Genomic DNA, 16,915 nt, shown 5'->3' on the forward strand with positions numbered 1-16,915 from the left:
GGTGCTGCCGCGAGACTCCGCCGAACCGGCCCATGGGACTGGCCCGTTACTCGCGCGGTGACGCCTGCTGGCTGTCGTAGTGCTCCTGGGCGGCGAGCAGCTCGCCTCCGTGCCGGCCGAACCACTGGATCAGTTCGGTCAGCGGCCCGGCCAGGCTGACACCGAGTTCCGTCAGGCTGTAGGTGACCTGGGGCGGGTTGGTGGGCGCGACCTGGCGGTCGACGAGCCCGGCCCGGGCCAGTGCCTTGAGGTTCTGCGACAGCATCTTCTGGCTGATGCCACCGACTCGTTGGTGCAGCTGCGCGAAGCGGTGCGGGCCGGCGATGAGGGCCGAGATGATCAGTGTCGCCCAGCGACTTGTCGTCTGGTCCATGATCGGCCTGAGCGCGCACTTGTTGTCGAAGGTGTCGTGGGCCAGGAGCCGGGCGGCTGTCGCGACCTGCTGAGTTTCCATCACAGCAGGAGCTTACAAAAAAGTAGGTACTTCCCAGCAGTAACTGGCTTTCCTACGGTGACCTCGTAAGCACCAACGTTCGAGGAGCCACTGTGAGCAGCAGCAACGCGCGTACGGCGATCGTCACGGGCGCATCGAAGGGCCTGGGCGCGGGGATCGCCAAGGCGCTGGCCGGGACCGGCGCAGCCGTCGTGGTGAACTACCGGGAGGATGCGAAGGGCGCCGAGCGGGTCGTCGCGGGCATCACCGCCGAGGGCGGCCGGGCGATCGCGGTCCGGGCCGACGTGGCCCGCAGCGACGAAGTGCGCCATCTGTTCGATCGGGCGCGCGAGGAGTACGGACCGGTCGACGTGCTCGTGAACAACGCGGCCGTCGCCGCCTTCGCGCCGCTGTCGGGCATCACCGAAGAGGAGTTCCAGCGCGAGATGACCACGAACGTCCTGGGCACGATCCTCACTACGCAGGCCCTGGCCGCGCAGGACGACATCGGCGCCGCTTCGATCATCAACGTCTCGACGGCCGGCACACTCACCCTCCCGCCGTACGCCTCGCTCTATGTCGCGTCCAAGAGCGCTGTCAACGCGTTCACCATCGTTGCGGCCAAGGAGCTGGGCCCGCGCGGCATCCGGGTCAACGCGATCATGCCCGGACCGTCGGACACCGAGGGCACCAGGGCCATGGGATTCCCCGGCTCGGCCCAGGAAGCACAGGCGATCGCCGGCACCCCGCTGGGCCGAACGGGCACCCCGGACGACTACGGCCCGCTGGTGGCTTTCCTGGCTTCCGACGGCGCGCGCTGGATCACCGGGGATGTCATCCTCGCTTCCGGCGGCATGCGCTGACGTCCCGTCCGTTCGGCTCCGGGCTCCGGGCTCCGGGCTCCGTCGGCTACGAAACACGCCCTGAACACACCACAGCGCAGGAAGTCGGCCAGCCCGACTTCCTGCGCCAAACAACTAACGGGACCCCGGCTGACCGACACCAACTGGAAGAAGCCCAGCTACCGCACCTCTACATGAATGAGTCCAAGGGATCCGGGTCGGCCGCAACGAGGCTCACTGCGCCTGCTCAGTCCCGGCGCCGCCGGTAGTAGGAGATCGTGACGACCGCGAGCAGCGGCCCCCACAGCAGCAGTGGGGCGTAACAGGCGTCCATCACGACGAGCGCCGGCCCGGTCGGGGCTCCCTGCGCCCCTCCGAAGCCGCCCGCCCGAGGGATCGTCAACAGTATCACAACGGCCGCACCGAGCAACGCCGGAATCACCGCCGCCAGCGGCGCGACACGCTTCCCCCCGATCAGCGGGATCCAGCCCGGCACCACCTCGCCCCAGGGCTTGACCAGCCCGAGGGTGAGCAGCGTGAGCCCTTCGGTACCCAAGCTCATCGCGATGCACATGACGCTGAACCAGCCGGGGATGTCCAATCCCGTGGTGTTGAACCCCACCGGCATGCCGATCCCCATCGCGATCCGCCAGATCCCGGACGGCACAGCGGTGAGTGCCGCAATGTGCGCGACTCGGACCACCCAACGGGCAGGAGACCGACTCTCGGAGGCGGCAGCGGCTGTCGGTATCCCAAACGTGACCATGGCCCCATGCTGTCTCGCGGTCCGCCCCGCCGAATCATGCGCAAGGTCCAACTCGACTCCCCCGCGCGGAGGATGCAGAACCCCGGCTTCGACCGGCCAGCCGCCGACACCCCTTGGACTCATTCATCTGGACACACCACAGCGCAGGAAGTCGGCCAGCCCGACTTCCTGCGCCAAACAACGGGACCCCGGCTGACCGACACCAGCTGGCAAGAGTCCAGCTACCGCGCCCCTGGCCCATTCGAGGCCGGAAGATAGCCAACAAACCGGGGCCGCCCGGCACCGAAGTGCGCCGGGCGGCCTCGGCGCCGGGACGTCAGCGGCCTCAGCGGCCTCAGCGGCAGAGGGCGGCTTCCACCAGGCCCTCGACGTGCTTCATGGCCGCCGGGTCGGCCGGCCGGTTCGTCACCGCGATGTTCGCCGCAGCGCTGCCGTCCTCCGTGACGCCGCCCCGGGTCTCGTAGCCCGGGAAACTGCCACCGTGGCCCCAGTAGAGGCCGCCGCCGCAGGGCAGGGGCTTGCTCACGAGGCCGAGCCCGTACGCAGCGCCGGGGCCGAGGTAGTCGGCGGGGACGGTCTTCTTCATCTCGGCGAGCTGGGCGGGCCGGAGCAGGTCGCCGTGGAGCAGTTCGGAGAAGAACCGGTTGAGGTCGGAGTTGGTGGAGATCATCTGACCGGCTGCCCAGCCGAAGGACGGGTCCGTCTCCGTGACGTCGCCCAGCGGCGCGTCCGGGGTGTCCCGGTAGTAGCCCTTGGGGTGCGGCTCGCGGATGGTCACGTCGCCGGGGGCGGGGAAGTAGGTGTGGCGCAGGCCGATGCGCTTGACGATGCGGCGGTCGATCTCCGCCGCGAGCGGGCGGCCGGTGACCCGCTGGACGATCAGGCCGGCCACGATGTAGTTCGTGTTGCTGTACTTGGACCGGTCGCCCGGGGCGAAGTCGGCCTTGAACTTCAGTGCGGTGTCGAGGAGGTCGCGCGGCTCGTAGTAGCGGGGCGGGACATCGCCCTTGAGGTAGTCCGGGAGCCCGCTGGTGTGCTGGAGGAGCTGACGGACGGTGATCTTTCGCCCGTCGATGCCGTCCCCGCGGAGGAGGCCCGGCAGGTAGGTCTCGACGGGCCCGTCGAGGTCGATCTTCCCCTCTCCGACCAGTTGCAGCACGACCGTCGCCGTGAACGTCTTGGTGTTGCTGCCCATCCGCACCTGGCCGTCGACCGGGACCTTCGCCTTGGTGGCCAGGTCACCCACCCCGGCGGTGTAGTTGCGGGCGCGGCCGTGCCCCTTCTCGACGCTCGCCAGCGCGCCGGGAATGCCGTCGTCCCGCACCAGCGCGTCGAGGCCCTGCTGGACGATGTCCGGCTTCGGCGCCGCGAACGCCGCGGTCGGGGCCAGTACCCCCGTCGCCAGGGCACCGACGGCCATGGCGGCCACCAGGACCTTCCGGTGCCGGGACGGATGGACGGTCTGCCGCGCCTGCTTGCGCATGTGTCAACTCCGGTTGTTCGTCGAGGGAAACGGCGGATCGCGCCGTTACCCCCACCCTCTCCGGAACAAACCACCTGCGACGATGCTGCTACCCACCCGGTCTTGGGTGGGGTTATCCCCCTATGTCCGTAGGAGTGCGGGTTCACGGCAGCACGGCCACCGCCTCCACTTCCACCAACTGGTCGTTGAGGCTTCCTTGTCAGCGGACCTGGCCGCTCTTCGGCCCGACGCCTCCGACCCTGGCCGGAGTTCCGTCCGGGGCGAACGCGTGGTGGAAGGTGAAGGCGTGCGGCGCGGAGCCGTGGTCGTGGAGGTGTTCCAGCCTCGAAACCCCGTCCTGCCAGCGGCCGGGGGCAGGCCTGCGGTGCCGTCGGTGCCGGCCTGGCTTCCGGGGCTGGAGTCCGGCCCTCCGCCGTGGCCGCCCGCACCGCCCGGTGCCGGTTCCGGCGGAAGGGGCGGGTGTGCTGGTGGGGAGTGTCGCGTTGAACGGGCTGGTGAAGGACCGGCGTAAAGGCCGGGGCGACTGAAGCTGTCGCCCCGGCGTTCGCGTGAGGCGGGGTCAGAAGGACCAGTGGATGGTCACGTAGCCGCGCACGCCTGCAGTACCGGGCGTCGCGGAGATTGGGGGAATCACCATCGTCCGGGCCCGCCAGCACTCGGCCGGCGCCCGCACCGATTCGCCACCTGCCCTGGCCTCGAAGGAGGCTGGGCCGGGAGAGCACCAGGACGAGACTCAGTCGCTCACCACGTCAAGAGAATCGCCCCGTTGCCGCCGGTGGTGCCCGGGTTTCCGGTGTCGCCGTTCTTTCCGAGGCCGCCGCTGCCGGGCTGGCCGCCGTCGCTGCCGCCGTCGCCGCCGTGCCCGCTGTCGCCGCCGTGCCCGCCTGCGCCGCCGGCGCCGCCCGCTCCGTAGGCATGCGTGCCCGAGGAGGTGGCGGCACCGCCAGCGCCGCCCTGGCCGCCGATGCCGCCCAGGACACCGGAGCCACCCGTGCCGGGACTGCCCGTGGTGCCGCCGATCGGCCCGTTGCCGTTGAGGCCCCGGCGCCCGTCCTTTCCGGCCGCACCGGTGCTGCCTTGGGAACCGACGACGGTGCGCTTGCTTGTCCCCATACAACCGGGCGAGTAGGTGCCCTGGTCGCCGCTGCCGCCGCTGCCAGCCGACCCGCCAGGCTCGCCGGACCCGGCCCCTTCGAGCACCGCCCCGGCGCCGTCGCCGCCAGTGCCACCCGTGCCGCCGTCCCCCGCGTACCCGGGAGCGCCCGCGTAGGCCCGCGCGGCTGTAGCCGGAAAGGGCACCCCAGGGACCCCGAAGATGATGGAGGTCCTCGGGGTGTTGACATTGTTCTGCACCGTCTGGCCGCCCCGCGCACCGTTGTCGCCGCCGCTGCCGTCCTCGTCGTTCCCGACGCCACCCGCACCCCCCGCGCCGCCCGCACCACCGGCGGCGGTCGCCAGCGGCGCGTCTACCCTGAGGATGAACCCGGGGACGCCGTTCTTGACGAGCTTGGCGACGTCCACCACACAGGTGGCGAAGCCGCCGGCCTGGCCACCCTGCCCACCGCCGGCACTCCCGCCACTGCCCCCGCCGCCGCCACCGGACCCGAGCGAACTGCTCTTCTCGCCTGCGCCACCGCCCGCCCCGCCGCCGCCGCCACCGCCACCGCCACCGGGCCCCCCGGGGCCCCATACCGAGACGGTCATCTTGGTCACCCCTGCGGGGAAGACGAAGTTCTGCCTGCCTGGCTTGTCGAGCAGCAGGGACCCCGTGGCCCGCACCGACGCCGTCGGCCGCACCGCGGCACCGGGTGCCACAGCGCCAGCCGGGGCCGGCGCGGCGAACGTCGTCCAGCCCAACGCCACAGCGCCCACGGCGGCCACCCCGCGCACCCCGCGCCGCCCCGGCTCCCGGACCGCCGACCCCTTCTCCATCCCGGACAAAGCCATCACCTTTTCCATTGAACGAACCAGCCGACGGAGGCCCACTGCGCACCGTCCGGATCTGCGGCCATCCTCACCATCCGCCGACGGCCCCGCCCGCCCTGGTGGGCTGTCCGAACGTCGCGGTGCGTCGATCCGGAGCACCGCGGCACACCGACGGTGGACGAGCCCGCAGCGTGTTCCCGTCCGCCCCAATCTCGACGACCGCAAGCGACAGGAGGCGTCCGCCTTCGTCTGGGCCTACGTCACCCGAGGCGAACCCCGGTTCGCTCCGCGCCCATCGAGGCGGCACAACCCCTTGACGTCCGCCGGGCCTGGCACCTCCGGCGCAGTAGCACATGGTCCCAGCTCTCACGACCCGACCCGCTCAACCACTCGCGATCGCGAGAAGCGCCTCCCAAGCAACCTCGGCAGCGGCGCCGGGCTGACCAGCGTCGAGTTCGGCGAACAGCCGCTTGCAGAGAACGTTGGTGACGTCATACAGGGCGCCCGAGGCACGAGCCGCATCGGCCACACCAGAGTCCGCAGCATGAGGCGCCTCGCCGGGAAGCCGAATGGCAACCGAGCCAGCGGAGCAACTCCGCCCATGAACGAAGTCACGCAGGGCGCAGAGTTGATCTCCGGTCGGCAGGGAAGGCTTGGGCAATGCGCTCGGTCACGAGCCGACTCTCTCGGTGCCGTCCCCGCCCGCCGCCCCCGATGCCGGTTCCAACTAACGTGTCACGGCTCAACTCGGGACCCGCACCCTGGTGATCTTGGTGACAGGTATCGCGCAAATGTGACGCCTGTCGTGCGTCGACACAGCTGGGGCACTCCGGTTCCAGTCACGACCGGCGGAACTCTCAACCGGTCTCGCCGGGCATCGCCGACGGTCACACTCCGGGCCTCAGCCTGGCCGGAGTTCCGTCCGGGGCGAACGCGTGGTGGAAGGTGAAGGCGTGCGGCGCGGAGCCGTGGTCGTGGAGGTGTTCCAGCCTCGAAACCCCGTCCTGCCAGACGGGTATCACGCCGTCGGAGACCCACCAGAACACGTAAGCCGGGCGTCCTGTCCTCTCGAACCAGTCGTGACGCCTGTTCAGCGCCTCGCGGTGCAGGCCGGTGTAGATGGCGTCGAAGGCGGAGTGCGGGTCGGTCCAGAGGGAGAGGGTCGCGGCCAGGGCGGTCGTTTCCGCCGTGCAGCCCTTGCCGTACCAGGCCGGTACGGCAAACTCTCCCCATGCGCCCCAGTCCAGGTCGAAATGCGGGCCCTGGCCGCCGCCTGCCGCTTCGGCATGGGCGAGGTACCCGGGGTGCCGGCTGATCTTCCGGTAGACGGCCTCGCCGGTGTCGTGGAGTTCGCGCGTGAGAGGTGCGGGATCGGCGAGAGGTGACTTCAGGACGCCGAACGTGTACAGCGCAAGATGAGGCATGCGTCTCTCCCTGGTTGGGGGTGCCTGGTGTGGGCCCGGCCGCGGGCGGCGCAGCCCGAGGGAACTCCCGTGCGACCGTGGGCGATCGCCGAGGACCAGGTGAAGATAGCCGCCTCCGCAGCCCCTGTCGAAGTTGCGTTTTCCCCGCCAAAATGGCCTCTTGCGCCGACCATTGCGGGCGCGGGCGACGTCGCGGTCCTCGGCGAAGAACGGGTCGGCCTCCTTCGCGTGCACCTGTACGGGCACGCCGCCGGGCCAGTCCGTGCCGAACTCGCCCGGGTTTCCGCTGTGCCCGTTCCTACGGCCCGCGCACCGCTAACGTCGAGCCCGTGATCGTATGGCTCAACGGCACCCACGGCGCGGGCAAGACGACGACCAGTGCACTCGTGCAGCAACTGATCCCCGACTCCCGGGTGTTCGACGCCGAGAAGGTCGGCGAGACACTCATGGACATCACGCCGGGCCTGCCCGGGACGGACAACTTCCAGCACTGGCCGCCGTGGCGGCCACTCGTAGTCGAGACCGCCCGCCACGTGCTCGCCTACACCGGCGGGACTCTGGTGATGCCGATGACCGTCCTGGTCGAGCAGTACTGGCGCGAGATCAGCACGGGCCTCGCCCAACACGCCATTCCGGTGCGGCACTTCGTCCTCCACGCCGACCAGGAGACCCTCCGCGGCCGCATCGCGGGGGACACTGTGGTCGGCCCCAACTCCCGGTTCCGCCTCAACCACCTTGAGCCCTACGCCGAAGCGGCCCGTACCTGGTTGCACGCCGAGGCCGAGGTCGTCGACACCACGCACCTCACGCCCGCCCAGGCCGCCCTGCAGATCGCAGAGGCCGTCAGGAGTTGAGGTCCGCCCGCCACCCGCAACAAAAAATGGCCTTCCGGTGTCGAGTAGCGCGAACAGCCTCCACCAGGGACCGGCTCAGCCCGCCCAACGCCCGACCGCGCAGGAAGTCGGCCGGCCCGACTTCCTGCGCAGCCCCGGCGCAGGATCAGACGCTGCCCGCCTTTTCCTCGACCAGGACGGCGCCGGATGCCGGTTCGGGCTTGCGCAGCGGGAGCTTGGACCAGCGGAACGGAGCCAGCAGCAGGCCGAGGTAGGAGTCCGGCAGCCGGACCTGGTCGGCCAGGCCGATGTCCTCGGGCGGCATCCGGTCAGCGGGCAGGTAGAAGGTCCCGAACAGCAGATCCCACACGACGACCTTGCCGCCGAAGTTCTTGTTGGCTTCGCGCAGGTCCCTTGAGTGGTGCCAGCGGTGCCCTTCCGGTCCGGGCACCAGGTAGTTCAGCGGTCCCAGCCGGACGTCCATGTTGGAGTGCATGGTGACGCCGTGGCAGTTGTAGAAGGTGAGAAGGATGATCAGGCCGGAGATGCTGTGCAGCGTCCACCCGGTCAGGGCCAGCGGGAAGACGATCGCCACGTCGTCGAGGAAGAAGTCAATGGGGTGGAACCGGGCGGAGTTGAGCCAGTAGAGCCGCTCCGAGCTGTGGTGCACCGCGTGGAAGCGCCAGAAGACCCGCGAACCGTGAATCCAGCGATGCATCCAGTAGTAGAAGAACTCTCCCACCAGGAGCGCCAGTGCGGCCTGGGCGACGGGAGGCCAACTCGTCGGCCACAACGTGCTGTCCAGCTCTTCGGACAGCAGGACGGATCCGGCGAACAGGACCGAGAGGAACAGCGGCTCGATCAGCCGGGCGACCACCAGCAGGGCCACCAGACTGGAGGTGGCGTCCGACACGACGTCCTTGCGCGAGCGGTTCCAGCCCTCGTAGAACGGCTGGACCCGCTCCAGGACGGCCACGTACACCGAGGCGAAGAGGGTGACCATCGGCACGATGGCCCACTGCGGGAACGAGGTGTCGACCAGGGTGATGGACGCCCCGAGTGTCAGCACCATGAGGATCGGATAGCTGAGATAGCGGATGGTGAAACGCAGGGTTCTGCGCGCGGCGCCAAGTTCTCTTGCGGTTGCTAAGTTCATTCCTGATCTCCCCCTGGACTTCTTCGGACTTCTTCTGCACCCCTCCGCGCGGGACGGGCAGGTATTTATTGGCTTCCGGCCATCTGCTGCCATATCCGAACCGGCCCAAGCGGCGCGAATCCGTTTTCCTCGGCGGCCGCCAGCTCCGCGTCCCGCTCATATCCGACCAGGTCGACTCCCGGCGCCTCTTCGTGAGCACAGGAGATGAGACCGGCCCATGTCCGGGCGGATTCCCCCGGGGGGCCGAAGACGTTCGTCACCCCCGCCACACCATGGCTCAGGTGAAGCACGGCTCCCGCCACCAGGCCGTCGCCCGAGAACCCCCCGAGGAAGATCACGTCGTCATCGAGCAGAAGGGTTTCTGGGAACGTGTTCACCGACGCGTCGCCGCCCGCCCATGCCCGCTCCCACGCACGCAACTCATCGGCACCGGTGATACGCCGCCACCGCTGGTCGGCGCCGCCCCGTGACGCCACCGGCACCGAGGCCGCGACCGCAGCCGGCCGATGGATCCACTCCGCCTCGATGAGAATTCGATAGTTCCCCGGGAGGAGGTCGGCGTTGGCGAAACTGTCCTTGACGAAAAGCGGCCCCAGCGGTGCCTCCCGCAGGACGTCGAGAACCTCAGAGCCGGACATCGACGGGCTCAGAATCACCAGATTCGGGTAGTACGTGAGGCTCTTCTTCAGATTCACCCACGCGACGTCGGAGAGTTCTCCGGAGAACCCGTGCGCCCGACACATCGCCTCGCACCAGGACGAGTTGTTCCGGGCCGCGGCGAGCAGCATCGGCGCCACCGGGGCGTCGGCAGCCGCAGCCCGGTCATTGCCGAACCCTCTCACCGCGAAGGCCCCAACCGGGAGAACCGATCGACACCAGCGGACCCACAGCCTCGCAACATCCACCAACTCCCTTTCATCAAGGCCGAATCCGCACCCGGCCGGCTTCCGCACCGCCGACCCTTCGAAAGGGATGGGTCCTGTCCGGGAAATCCCCGGACTGCACTCCGGCCGCCCGAGCAAACGCCCCGACCGGCACACCCGAACACGACGGGCTACTGGACCGCCACTGACGCCTCGGGCCGAACGCCTTCAACGACCTTCTCGCGCATCAGCGTTGCGCAGTGCTCCGCTATGATCACCCCTGCTCATGACCACGTCAAGATCCTTTCCGGGGTCACTCCTACGGCACCCGCACACGCCCGCCGGCGTCGACGCGTCCGTGGACCGGAAGCGCGGTCGGGCCGACAATTACCGCGCACACTCGCGGTTTCGTGCACCACAATGCCCGCATGGAAACGGACACCGTGGCGGAGCTGGTCACGCGGGCACTGTCGGCAATGCGCGCCATCATCGCCTCGGACGACCCGGACGACCACGACGGCTGGGACGAGTACGCACCGCTGCTGTGGCGCGCGTCCGCCGACGAGGCGGCGCTGCCGCTCGGCCTGGAGCTCATCGGCTCCGCCGATCCGATCGAGCGCGCGACAGGCTGCGACCTGCTGCGCGACACCAACTACCACCACGAGGCTGTCCGCACCGAAACGGCCACCGCACTCGTCGCCCTCGCCCAGCGGGAGACCGACGAGCACGTGCTGCGCGCCCTGGCACGCGCGATCGAGAAGACGCACGACCCGCGCGCCGTCCCCGTCCTCGTCATCCTCGCCGGGCACCCCGACGCCGAGGTCCGTGAGGGAGTGGCCCGCTCGTTCGCGGAGGTCCTCACCGGCCTGCCGGACGGGCCGGACATCCGCACCCTCATCGGGCTGACCCAGGACCAGAACCCGCACGTCCGCGACTGGGCGACGTTCACCCTCGGCGTCCAGTCCAGGGCGGACAGCCCCGCGATCCGGGCCGCGCTCTGGGAGCGGACGGCCGACGAGCACGACGAGACCTGCATGGAAGCAATCCACGGACTGGCCAGTCGGCACGACCCCCGCGTCGTCCCGCTCCTGGCCGAACTGATCGGCAACCCCGAGGGCGCACACGTCCTCACGTTCAGCGCGGAGCCGATCACGGGCGACCCCGAACTCCTGCCGCCCCTCCCGGAGTACGAGCCCGGCGACGACTGGACCACCGACGCCGTGAACGCCTGCAACCCGGTGCGGCGGGCCCGCCTGGACGCCTTCGCCTGGGAACTGGTCTGCACGCTCCACCGGCTCCGCCCCGACCTGGACGCCGCCGTCTCGATGGAACGCTGCGGCTGGGGCCGCTCCCTCGACATCCACGCCGCCCCGGAGTCAACGGGCTACGACATCGAGGCGCTGCTCACCCGCGCGGACGGCGACCCCATACGCGCTGCCGAACTGGTCTCAACCGACCTGCCGAGAACCCAGCCCGCCTGATCTAGCAGTTGGTGCCCCTGCCGCGCAGGAGGTCCGCGATGCGCGCGTCGACCTGCTCGCGGTCGTAGCCGCGCCGCACGATCTCGAACGCCGGCGGGGGCGGCGGTGAACCGGCTTCGGACAGGGCGCTGAGGTAGCGGTCGACTTGCTGGCGCTCGTAGCCACGCCGTACCAGGTCAAAGCCACGGAACTCTGGCGTTGTTGACACTTCGCGTGTCCTCCCACCTTCTGTGTCCACGTTGATCGCCATGGCACTGGCGATGGAAACGCCGGTGCGGCCACCGGTGCCCACCCACCGACAGGCGGCGCCCGAAGATATCAGCGCCGTACGCGGGCAGTCTCCGGACCGTCGGAACCCGTCAACCCCGCCCCGTCAGCCCCGCCCCCTCCGCTCGGGTCGCAGCGGCAGCACCCCGCGGACGCGCCAGCCGCGGGCGTGCGGGCCGGCGGACAGGTCCCCGCCGAGGGCGCCGATCCGCTCGGACAAGCTGGCCAGGCCGGTGCCCCCACCGCCGGGGCGGCGGGCCGGCAGACCGCCGAGGCCGCCCTGCCGCCCGCTGTCGGTGACGGTGACCCGCAGGACGGGGCCCGGGACGCGAACCACCTCCACCTCCAGCCGGCCCGCGCTCGGGGCGTGCCGACGGACGTTGGTCAGCGCCTCCAGGACGACGCGGTAGGCCGCGTCCTGGATCGCGCGCGGGGCGGTCCCCGCCAGGCCCGGCTCCAGTTCGAGGGAGCCGCCGGCCGTGCCGGACGCCAGGAAGCGGTCGACCATCTCCGGGAGGTCGGCGAGGCCGTGGACCTTGGTCGGCGGCGGTTCGGCGGACACGGGCGCCTCCGGGTCGCGCAGCGCCTGCAGGGTGTGGTCCATCGAGTCCAGCGCCCGCAGACCGGCCGCCTCCAGGCGGGACAGGAGCTCCCTGTTCTCCTCTTCGTCGTAGGCGCTGACCTGGGCGGCCTGGACCTCCAGCAGGATCCCGGTCAACTCGTGGGCGACGAAGTCGTGGAGATCCCTGCCCACGTCGAGCCGCTGCTCCCGGCGGGCCCGCTGGACGGCGCGGGCCCGCTGGTTGTCCTGGCCCCGCAGGTAGAGCCCGACGCCGACGGCGCAGGCCACCGGGAACATCGCCATGGCGACGGCGACCACCGACGGTTCGAGGACCGCCTGCGGCAGCAGGAGGATGAAGCGCAGCGGGAGCACCATCAGCGCGAGCGCCAACGCCGAGCCGACCAGGGCGGCTTGGCGGACCGGCGCCCGCCGGATCACCCTCCCGGCCAGCACCAGCATGGCCGCGAACTCGACCGGCAGCCACAACATCACCAACCCCCGCGGTCCGGGGTGGACGGCGTCCGTGACGAGCGAGAGCCCCGCGACCAGGCCGGCCGCCAGGACGGGGGCGACCGGGCCCAGCGGCCGACGCAGGATCGCGGTCGCCATCGCCGCGGCGGCGACGACGGCCCCGGTCCACGCACTCGGTGGGGCGATCGCCGCCGGAGCCGCGACCACTGCCGCCGCCGCCGCACACACCGCGCGGCGGCGACGCGTGTCAGGCATCAGTTCGGTCTGCACGGGCCGAGCCTACGCACGGCGAAGGAGCGGTGCGCCCCAGCACATGACGGATCGTCAGGCATCTGCCGTTCGGCAGACCGGCACTGGTCGACCGACTCCCCGAAGAACCGTACGGGGCCGCCGGCTTGACCTGCCCAGAGCCGTCCCTTGACCTTTGGAAGGCCGGCTACCGGCATTGAATTCGGTCCGCGGAGTGCACTCATCCGGGACGGCACATAAAAAGGCGTCAAGACCTCCCGGCTCGCCATATGGATTCCGTATGGAGTCGCGAGACGGAGGATTCCGGAACCTACGATCCATCTTTGCCGACCAGAAAGATGAATCCGATATGAAACCCCTCTCCCGCCTCAAACGCGCCCTGGCCTGCGGGATCGCCGCAGTCGCCATGGTCTCCGGCCTGACCGCACAGGCCCAGGCCGCGCCGGAGCCGCCCCTCCACGCGGACAAGACCTGTGGAACCCCGGCCTCGGTGGGCGGCGGCAACTGCATGACCGCGCTGATCAGCTCCGCCTTCGACATGGTCAGGGGCATGCGCAACGCCGCCAACCTCAACAAGCTGGACAACGCGGAGTTCACCCAGAGCACCGCGTCGAAGTTGAGCGCGAAGTTTCCCGGGTTCAACGTCATGGTGTTCAAGACCGTGGGCACCGACATGTACGACACCGAGTGGTTCAAGAACGAGTACAAGTCCGACATGAAGGGGGTGTTGATCGACACCACCTACAAGCTCAACCATTTCTTGGACAAGGAGAAGAAGGATCCCTCCGGCTACGACATATTCCGGATCTGGGTCTTCCAGGGGGACTCGACCATCCGTAACCGCGGCGACGGCGGCTACATGAACTGGGCGTTCATCGGCAATGACGGCGACACCGTCAAAAAAGAGCCGTGGACCTGCCGGGCGGGCACCGCGCGGCCCTACAAGTGCGACGGCGACGTGCGCACCATCCACTTCCCCGCGCGGTCCGGCTACGGCACCAGGACCGGCAGCCTGACCCCCGACTCCAGCCCCGGCTACCACGCCTGCCTGGACGTCAACGGCAACGGCAACGCGAACGGCACCCCCGTGCAGATGTGGGAGTGCAACGGCAGCGACGCCCAGAAGTGGACCTACAACGGGTACAAGCTCCAGGCCGCCAACGGCAAGTGCCTCGACCTGGAGGCCAACAAGGCCGCGAACGGGACCAAGCTCCAGGTCTGGGACTGCCTGGAGATCCCCGGTCAGCGCTGGAACATGTCGGCCAGCGGCGGTTTCCGGCACATGACGGACATGGACGACCGGTCCAAGGACGTCTGCATCGACGACTTCAACGGCCAGACCTCCAACGGCAGCACGGTGGCGGCCTGGGCCTGCGGCTCCGAGGACCGGCGTGACGCGCCCAACCAGAACTGGGCCTGGGGCGGCACCCCGCCGACCACCAACCCGCCCACGCCCGGCGGAGGCGGCGGCAACAACGGCGCCGACGTGTACCTGAAGCTCGACAACGGCCTGGGCGCCGTCCCGGTCAGCGGCTCCGCCGGCGCGTCGGTCGTCCCCGGGCTCCGGGGTGGCAACGAGTCCAAGTGGAAGCTCACCTCGGTCGGCGGCGGTCGCTACCGGATCACCAGCTCGTACGGGCTGGAACTCACCGAGAACAGCAACTACATGGCCGAACTCCAGCCGTGGAGCAACTCCTCCCAGCAGAAGTGGGAGCTCGTCGGAGTCGGCAACGGCAAGTACCAGATCCGGATCTCCGACGACGACTGCCTCGCCCACGACGCCGACTTCAAGCAGCTCGGCGTGTGGACGTGCAAGTCGGGCTGGCAGCAGGCGTGGGTGCTGGAGTCCACCTCCGGCGGCGTGATCACCCCGACCGACCCGACCACCCCGACGAAGCCGGACCCCAAGCCCAAGCCGGACCCGAAGCCGGACACCAAGCCGACCGTCCCGACCGAGCGGCCGCTGTTCCTGAAGCTCTCCAACGGCCTGGGCGCGTCGGCCCCCACCGAGACCTCGACCTGGGGTGCGCCGATCGTGGGCGGGATCCTGGGGTACAAGGGGTCCACCTGGACGATCAAGCCGCTGGGCGGGGACCGCTACCGGATCGTCAACGACCTCGGGTACAACCTCACCGAGAACCCCGACACCTACGTCGCCGAGCAGCAGGCGTGGGGCGGCACCTCCAACCAGAAGTGGCAGTTCGTCGGCCTCGGCAACGGCAAGTACCGGGTCCAGATCGACGACGACAACTGCCTCACCCACGACTCCGACTTCAAGCAGCTCGGGGTGTGGAGCTGCGAGGGCGGCTGGAAGCAGGAGTGGACCTTCCAGCTCCTCTGACCGGCCGCACCAGGCCGCAGTCACGACGAAGGACGAAGGACGAAGAACGAAGGGCGCCAGCCGTACGGTTGGCGCCCTTCGGCCGTTCTCAGCCGACGCCCCGCCCGGAGGCGGCGTGGTAGCGCAGGCCGTCCATCAGGAGGTCGAGGAGGCGTTCCATCCGGGCGTGGTGCTCGGGGGTCGTCGCGGCCATGGACAGGCCGCTGAGGCTGAACAGCACGTCCTCCGGTTCGACGTCGGCGCGCAGCACGCCCGACTCGGCCCCGGCCCGCAGGAGTCGGGTGATCGCGGCGGTCAGCATCGCGCGGCTGTGCGAGAAGGGGTCGCCGCCGGAGGCTATGAGCGCGCGCAGCGCGTCGGACATCCCGCGCTTGGTCGTCATGTAGCGGACGAAGCCGTCCATCCAGGCGCGCAGCGCGGCGTCGGGCCCCCTACTGGCCAGGAGCTCCGCGGCGGAGTCGCACAGCTTGGCGAGTTCGCTGCGGTAGGCCGCGTCGACGAGTTCCTCGCGGGTGGCGAAGTGCCGGTAGAGGGTGCCGATGCCCACGCCGGCCTCCTTGGCGATCGCCCCGAGTGTCGCGTCCGGTCCGTCCTGGGCGAAGGCCCGGGCGGCCACTTCGATCAGTCGGTCGCGGTTGCGGCGTGCGTCGGCGCGCAGCGGCCGGGGGTCGGCGGTGGTCACGGCTGGTCCTCCTCGGGTTGCAAGCGGAGGATCCTCCGCTTAACCTGGAGACATGCGGAGGGCCCTCCGGTTTCCACTCTACCGGCCGCCCCCTCCCGCGCACCCCAGCTCCGGTCACCCAACCAGACGGGAAATGATCATGAACGCCAGCGCCCCGCGCCTCACCACCCCCTTCGGCGCCGAGTCCATCGCCGCCGAGGTCATCTCCGGCGTCGACCTGACCGGCCGCCGCGCCGTCGTCACCGGCGGCGCCTCCGGCATCGGCGTCGAGACCGCACGCGCCCTCGCCTCGGCGGGCGCGCAGGTCACCCTCGCGGTCCGCAACCTCGACGCCGGCGCCCGCACCGCCGAGGACATCACCGCGACCACCGGCAACAAGGACCTCCGGGTCGCCCCGCTGGACCTGGCCGACCAGGCCTCCATCGCCGCGTTCGTCGCCGCCTGGGACGGGCCCCTGCACATCCTGGTCAACAACGCCGGCGTGATGGCCTCGCCCGAGGTCCGCACGCCGGAGGGCTGGGAGCTCCAGTTCGCCACCAACCACCTCGGGCACTTCGCGCTGGCCACCGGCCTGCACGCGGCCCTGGTCCGGGACGGCGGCGCCCGCGTCGTGGCCGTCAGCTCCAGCGCCCACCACCGCTCCCCCGTCGTCTTCGAGGACATCCACTTCCGCGAGCGCGCCTACGAGCCCTGGTCCGCCTACGGCCAGTCCAAGACCGCCAACGTCCTGTTCGCGGTCGAGGCCGCCAAGCGCTGGGCGGCGGACGGCATCACCGTCAACGCCCTGATGCCCGGCGGCATCCGCACCGCCCTCCAGCGCCACGTCTCCGAGGAGGAGCTCGACCGGCTGCGCGCCCAGGCCGCCAACGGCGCGGAACTGCTGTGGAAGACCACCGAGCAGGGCGCGGCGACGTCCGTCCTGCTCGCGGCCTCGCCGCTGCTGGCGGGCGTCAGCGGCCGCTACTTCGAGGACTGCAACGAAGCCGTCCGCGGCGAACTCAGTGCCCGCACCGGCGTCGCCGAGTACGCCCTCGACCCCGAGGCGGCCGCCCTGCTCTGGCAGGTCTCGCGCGACACCCTGGGCAGCCGCGACTGACAGCCCCCAGCAGAACGCCCCGCTCCCCCAACTCGCAGAG

Annotated in this window: 16 protein-coding genes and 1 pseudogene; 5 read left to right on the top strand and 12 right to left on the bottom strand. The window is 70.3% G+C overall.

Annotation, left to right across the window (positions count from 1 at the left end):
- Positions 1 to 46: 46 nt before the first annotated feature.
- Positions 47 to 454 carry a winged helix-turn-helix transcriptional regulator gene (locus ACFV61_RS03815; protein WP_380489947.1) on the bottom strand — a complete coding sequence of 136 codons (408 nt, stop codon included), beginning with the start codon at positions 452 to 454 and terminating at the stop codon, positions 47 to 49.
- A 92-nt stretch (positions 455 to 546) separates the two neighbouring features.
- Here ACFV61_RS03815 and ACFV61_RS03820 point away from each other — a divergent pair, with 92 nt between their 5' ends.
- A complete protein-coding gene (locus tag ACFV61_RS03820; RefSeq protein WP_380489949.1) occupies positions 547 to 1,296 on the top strand; it encodes an SDR family NAD(P)-dependent oxidoreductase in 750 nt (249 codons plus the stop codon).
- A 226-nt stretch (positions 1,297 to 1,522) separates the two neighbouring features.
- Here the strand turns inward: ACFV61_RS03820 and ACFV61_RS03825 are convergent, their stop codons facing one another.
- From ACFV61_RS03825 to ACFV61_RS03850, 6 genes and pseudogenes are all read right to left on the bottom strand, one after another.
- Positions 1,523 to 1,942 (bottom strand): hypothetical protein, encoded by a 420-nt coding sequence (locus tag ACFV61_RS03825; RefSeq protein ID WP_380489951.1) that lies wholly within the window; start codon positions 1,940 to 1,942, stop codon positions 1,523 to 1,525.
- A 433-nt stretch (positions 1,943 to 2,375) separates the two neighbouring features.
- Positions 2,376 to 3,524, bottom strand: coding sequence for a serine hydrolase (locus ACFV61_RS03830; RefSeq protein ID WP_063347206.1), 1,149 nt, complete (start codon positions 3,522 to 3,524; stop codon positions 2,376 to 2,378).
- Between the two features lie 199 nt (positions 3,525 to 3,723).
- A pseudogene (locus tag ACFV61_RS03835) lies at positions 3,724 to 3,867 on the bottom strand (DUF3291 domain-containing protein); the annotation flags it as partial.
- A gap of 398 nt (positions 3,868 to 4,265) precedes the next feature.
- Positions 4,266 to 5,405 (bottom strand): hypothetical protein, encoded by a 1,140-nt coding sequence (locus tag ACFV61_RS03840; RefSeq protein ID WP_380489953.1) that lies wholly within the window; start codon positions 5,403 to 5,405, stop codon positions 4,266 to 4,268.
- A gap of 427 nt (positions 5,406 to 5,832) precedes the next feature.
- Positions 5,833 to 5,979, bottom strand: a complete 147-nt coding sequence (locus ACFV61_RS03845; RefSeq protein WP_380489955.1) for a hypothetical protein — start codon at positions 5,977 to 5,979, stop codon at positions 5,833 to 5,835.
- Positions 5,980 to 6,337: 358 nt separating this feature from the next.
- Positions 6,338 to 6,874, bottom strand: a complete 537-nt coding sequence (locus ACFV61_RS03850) for a DUF3291 domain-containing protein (RefSeq protein ID WP_380489957.1) — start codon at positions 6,872 to 6,874, stop codon at positions 6,338 to 6,340.
- Between the two features lie 329 nt (positions 6,875 to 7,203).
- Here ACFV61_RS03850 and ACFV61_RS03855 point away from each other — a divergent pair, with 329 nt between their 5' ends.
- A complete protein-coding gene (locus tag ACFV61_RS03855) occupies positions 7,204 to 7,728 on the top strand; it encodes an ATP-binding protein (protein ID WP_380489959.1) in 525 nt (174 codons plus the stop codon).
- A gap of 145 nt (positions 7,729 to 7,873) precedes the next feature.
- On the opposite strand, the gene ACFV61_RS03860 is transcribed toward ACFV61_RS03855, so the two are convergent.
- Together ACFV61_RS03860 and ACFV61_RS03865 are read right to left on the bottom strand one after the other, a co-directional pair.
- Positions 7,874 to 8,779, bottom strand: a complete 906-nt coding sequence (locus ACFV61_RS03860; RefSeq protein ID WP_380489962.1) for a sterol desaturase family protein — start codon at positions 8,777 to 8,779, stop codon at positions 7,874 to 7,876.
- A 149-nt stretch (positions 8,780 to 8,928) separates the two neighbouring features.
- Positions 8,929 to 9,651: a hypothetical protein gene (locus ACFV61_RS03865; protein ID WP_380489965.1), complete on the bottom strand. Its 723-nt coding sequence runs from the start codon at positions 9,649 to 9,651 to the stop codon at positions 8,929 to 8,931.
- Positions 9,652 to 10,154: 503 nt separating this feature from the next.
- On the opposite strand from ACFV61_RS03865, the gene ACFV61_RS03870 reads away from it, so the two are divergent.
- Complete coding sequence (locus ACFV61_RS03870; RefSeq protein ID WP_380423278.1) at positions 10,155 to 11,207, top strand: HEAT repeat domain-containing protein; 1,053 nt, start codon at positions 10,155 to 10,157, stop codon at positions 11,205 to 11,207.
- A gap of 1 nt (position 11,208) precedes the next feature.
- On the opposite strand, the gene ACFV61_RS03875 is transcribed toward ACFV61_RS03870, so the two are convergent.
- Together ACFV61_RS03875 and ACFV61_RS03880 are read right to left on the bottom strand one after the other, a co-directional pair.
- Positions 11,209 to 11,457 carry a hypothetical protein gene (locus ACFV61_RS03875; RefSeq protein ID WP_380423279.1) on the bottom strand — a complete coding sequence of 83 codons (249 nt, stop codon included), beginning with the start codon at positions 11,455 to 11,457 and terminating at the stop codon, positions 11,209 to 11,211.
- Between the two features lie 123 nt (positions 11,458 to 11,580).
- Entirely contained in the window at positions 11,581 to 12,762 is a 1,182-nt protein-coding gene (locus tag ACFV61_RS03880) for a sensor histidine kinase (RefSeq protein ID WP_380489967.1), read from the bottom strand.
- A 343-nt stretch (positions 12,763 to 13,105) separates the two neighbouring features.
- On the opposite strand from ACFV61_RS03880, the gene ACFV61_RS03885 reads away from it, so the two are divergent.
- Positions 13,106 to 15,097 carry a ricin-type beta-trefoil lectin domain protein gene (locus tag ACFV61_RS03885; protein WP_380489969.1) on the top strand — a complete coding sequence of 664 codons (1,992 nt, stop codon included), beginning with the start codon at positions 13,106 to 13,108 and terminating at the stop codon, positions 15,095 to 15,097.
- A gap of 88 nt (positions 15,098 to 15,185) precedes the next feature.
- Here the strand turns inward: ACFV61_RS03885 and ACFV61_RS03890 are convergent, their stop codons facing one another.
- A complete protein-coding gene (locus ACFV61_RS03890) occupies positions 15,186 to 15,779 on the bottom strand; it encodes a TetR/AcrR family transcriptional regulator (protein WP_380489972.1) in 594 nt (197 codons plus the stop codon).
- Positions 15,780 to 15,918: 139 nt separating this feature from the next.
- On the opposite strand from ACFV61_RS03890, the gene ACFV61_RS03895 reads away from it, so the two are divergent.
- Complete coding sequence (locus tag ACFV61_RS03895; RefSeq protein ID WP_380489974.1) at positions 15,919 to 16,875, top strand: SDR family NAD(P)-dependent oxidoreductase; 957 nt, start codon at positions 15,919 to 15,921, stop codon at positions 16,873 to 16,875.
- Positions 16,876 to 16,915: the final 40 nt, after the last annotated feature.

Origin of the sequence: Kitasatospora sp. NPDC059817 (assembly GCF_042731835.1) — a bacterium.
Classification (GTDB): Bacteria; Actinomycetota; Actinomycetes; order Streptomycetales; family Streptomycetaceae; genus Kitasatospora.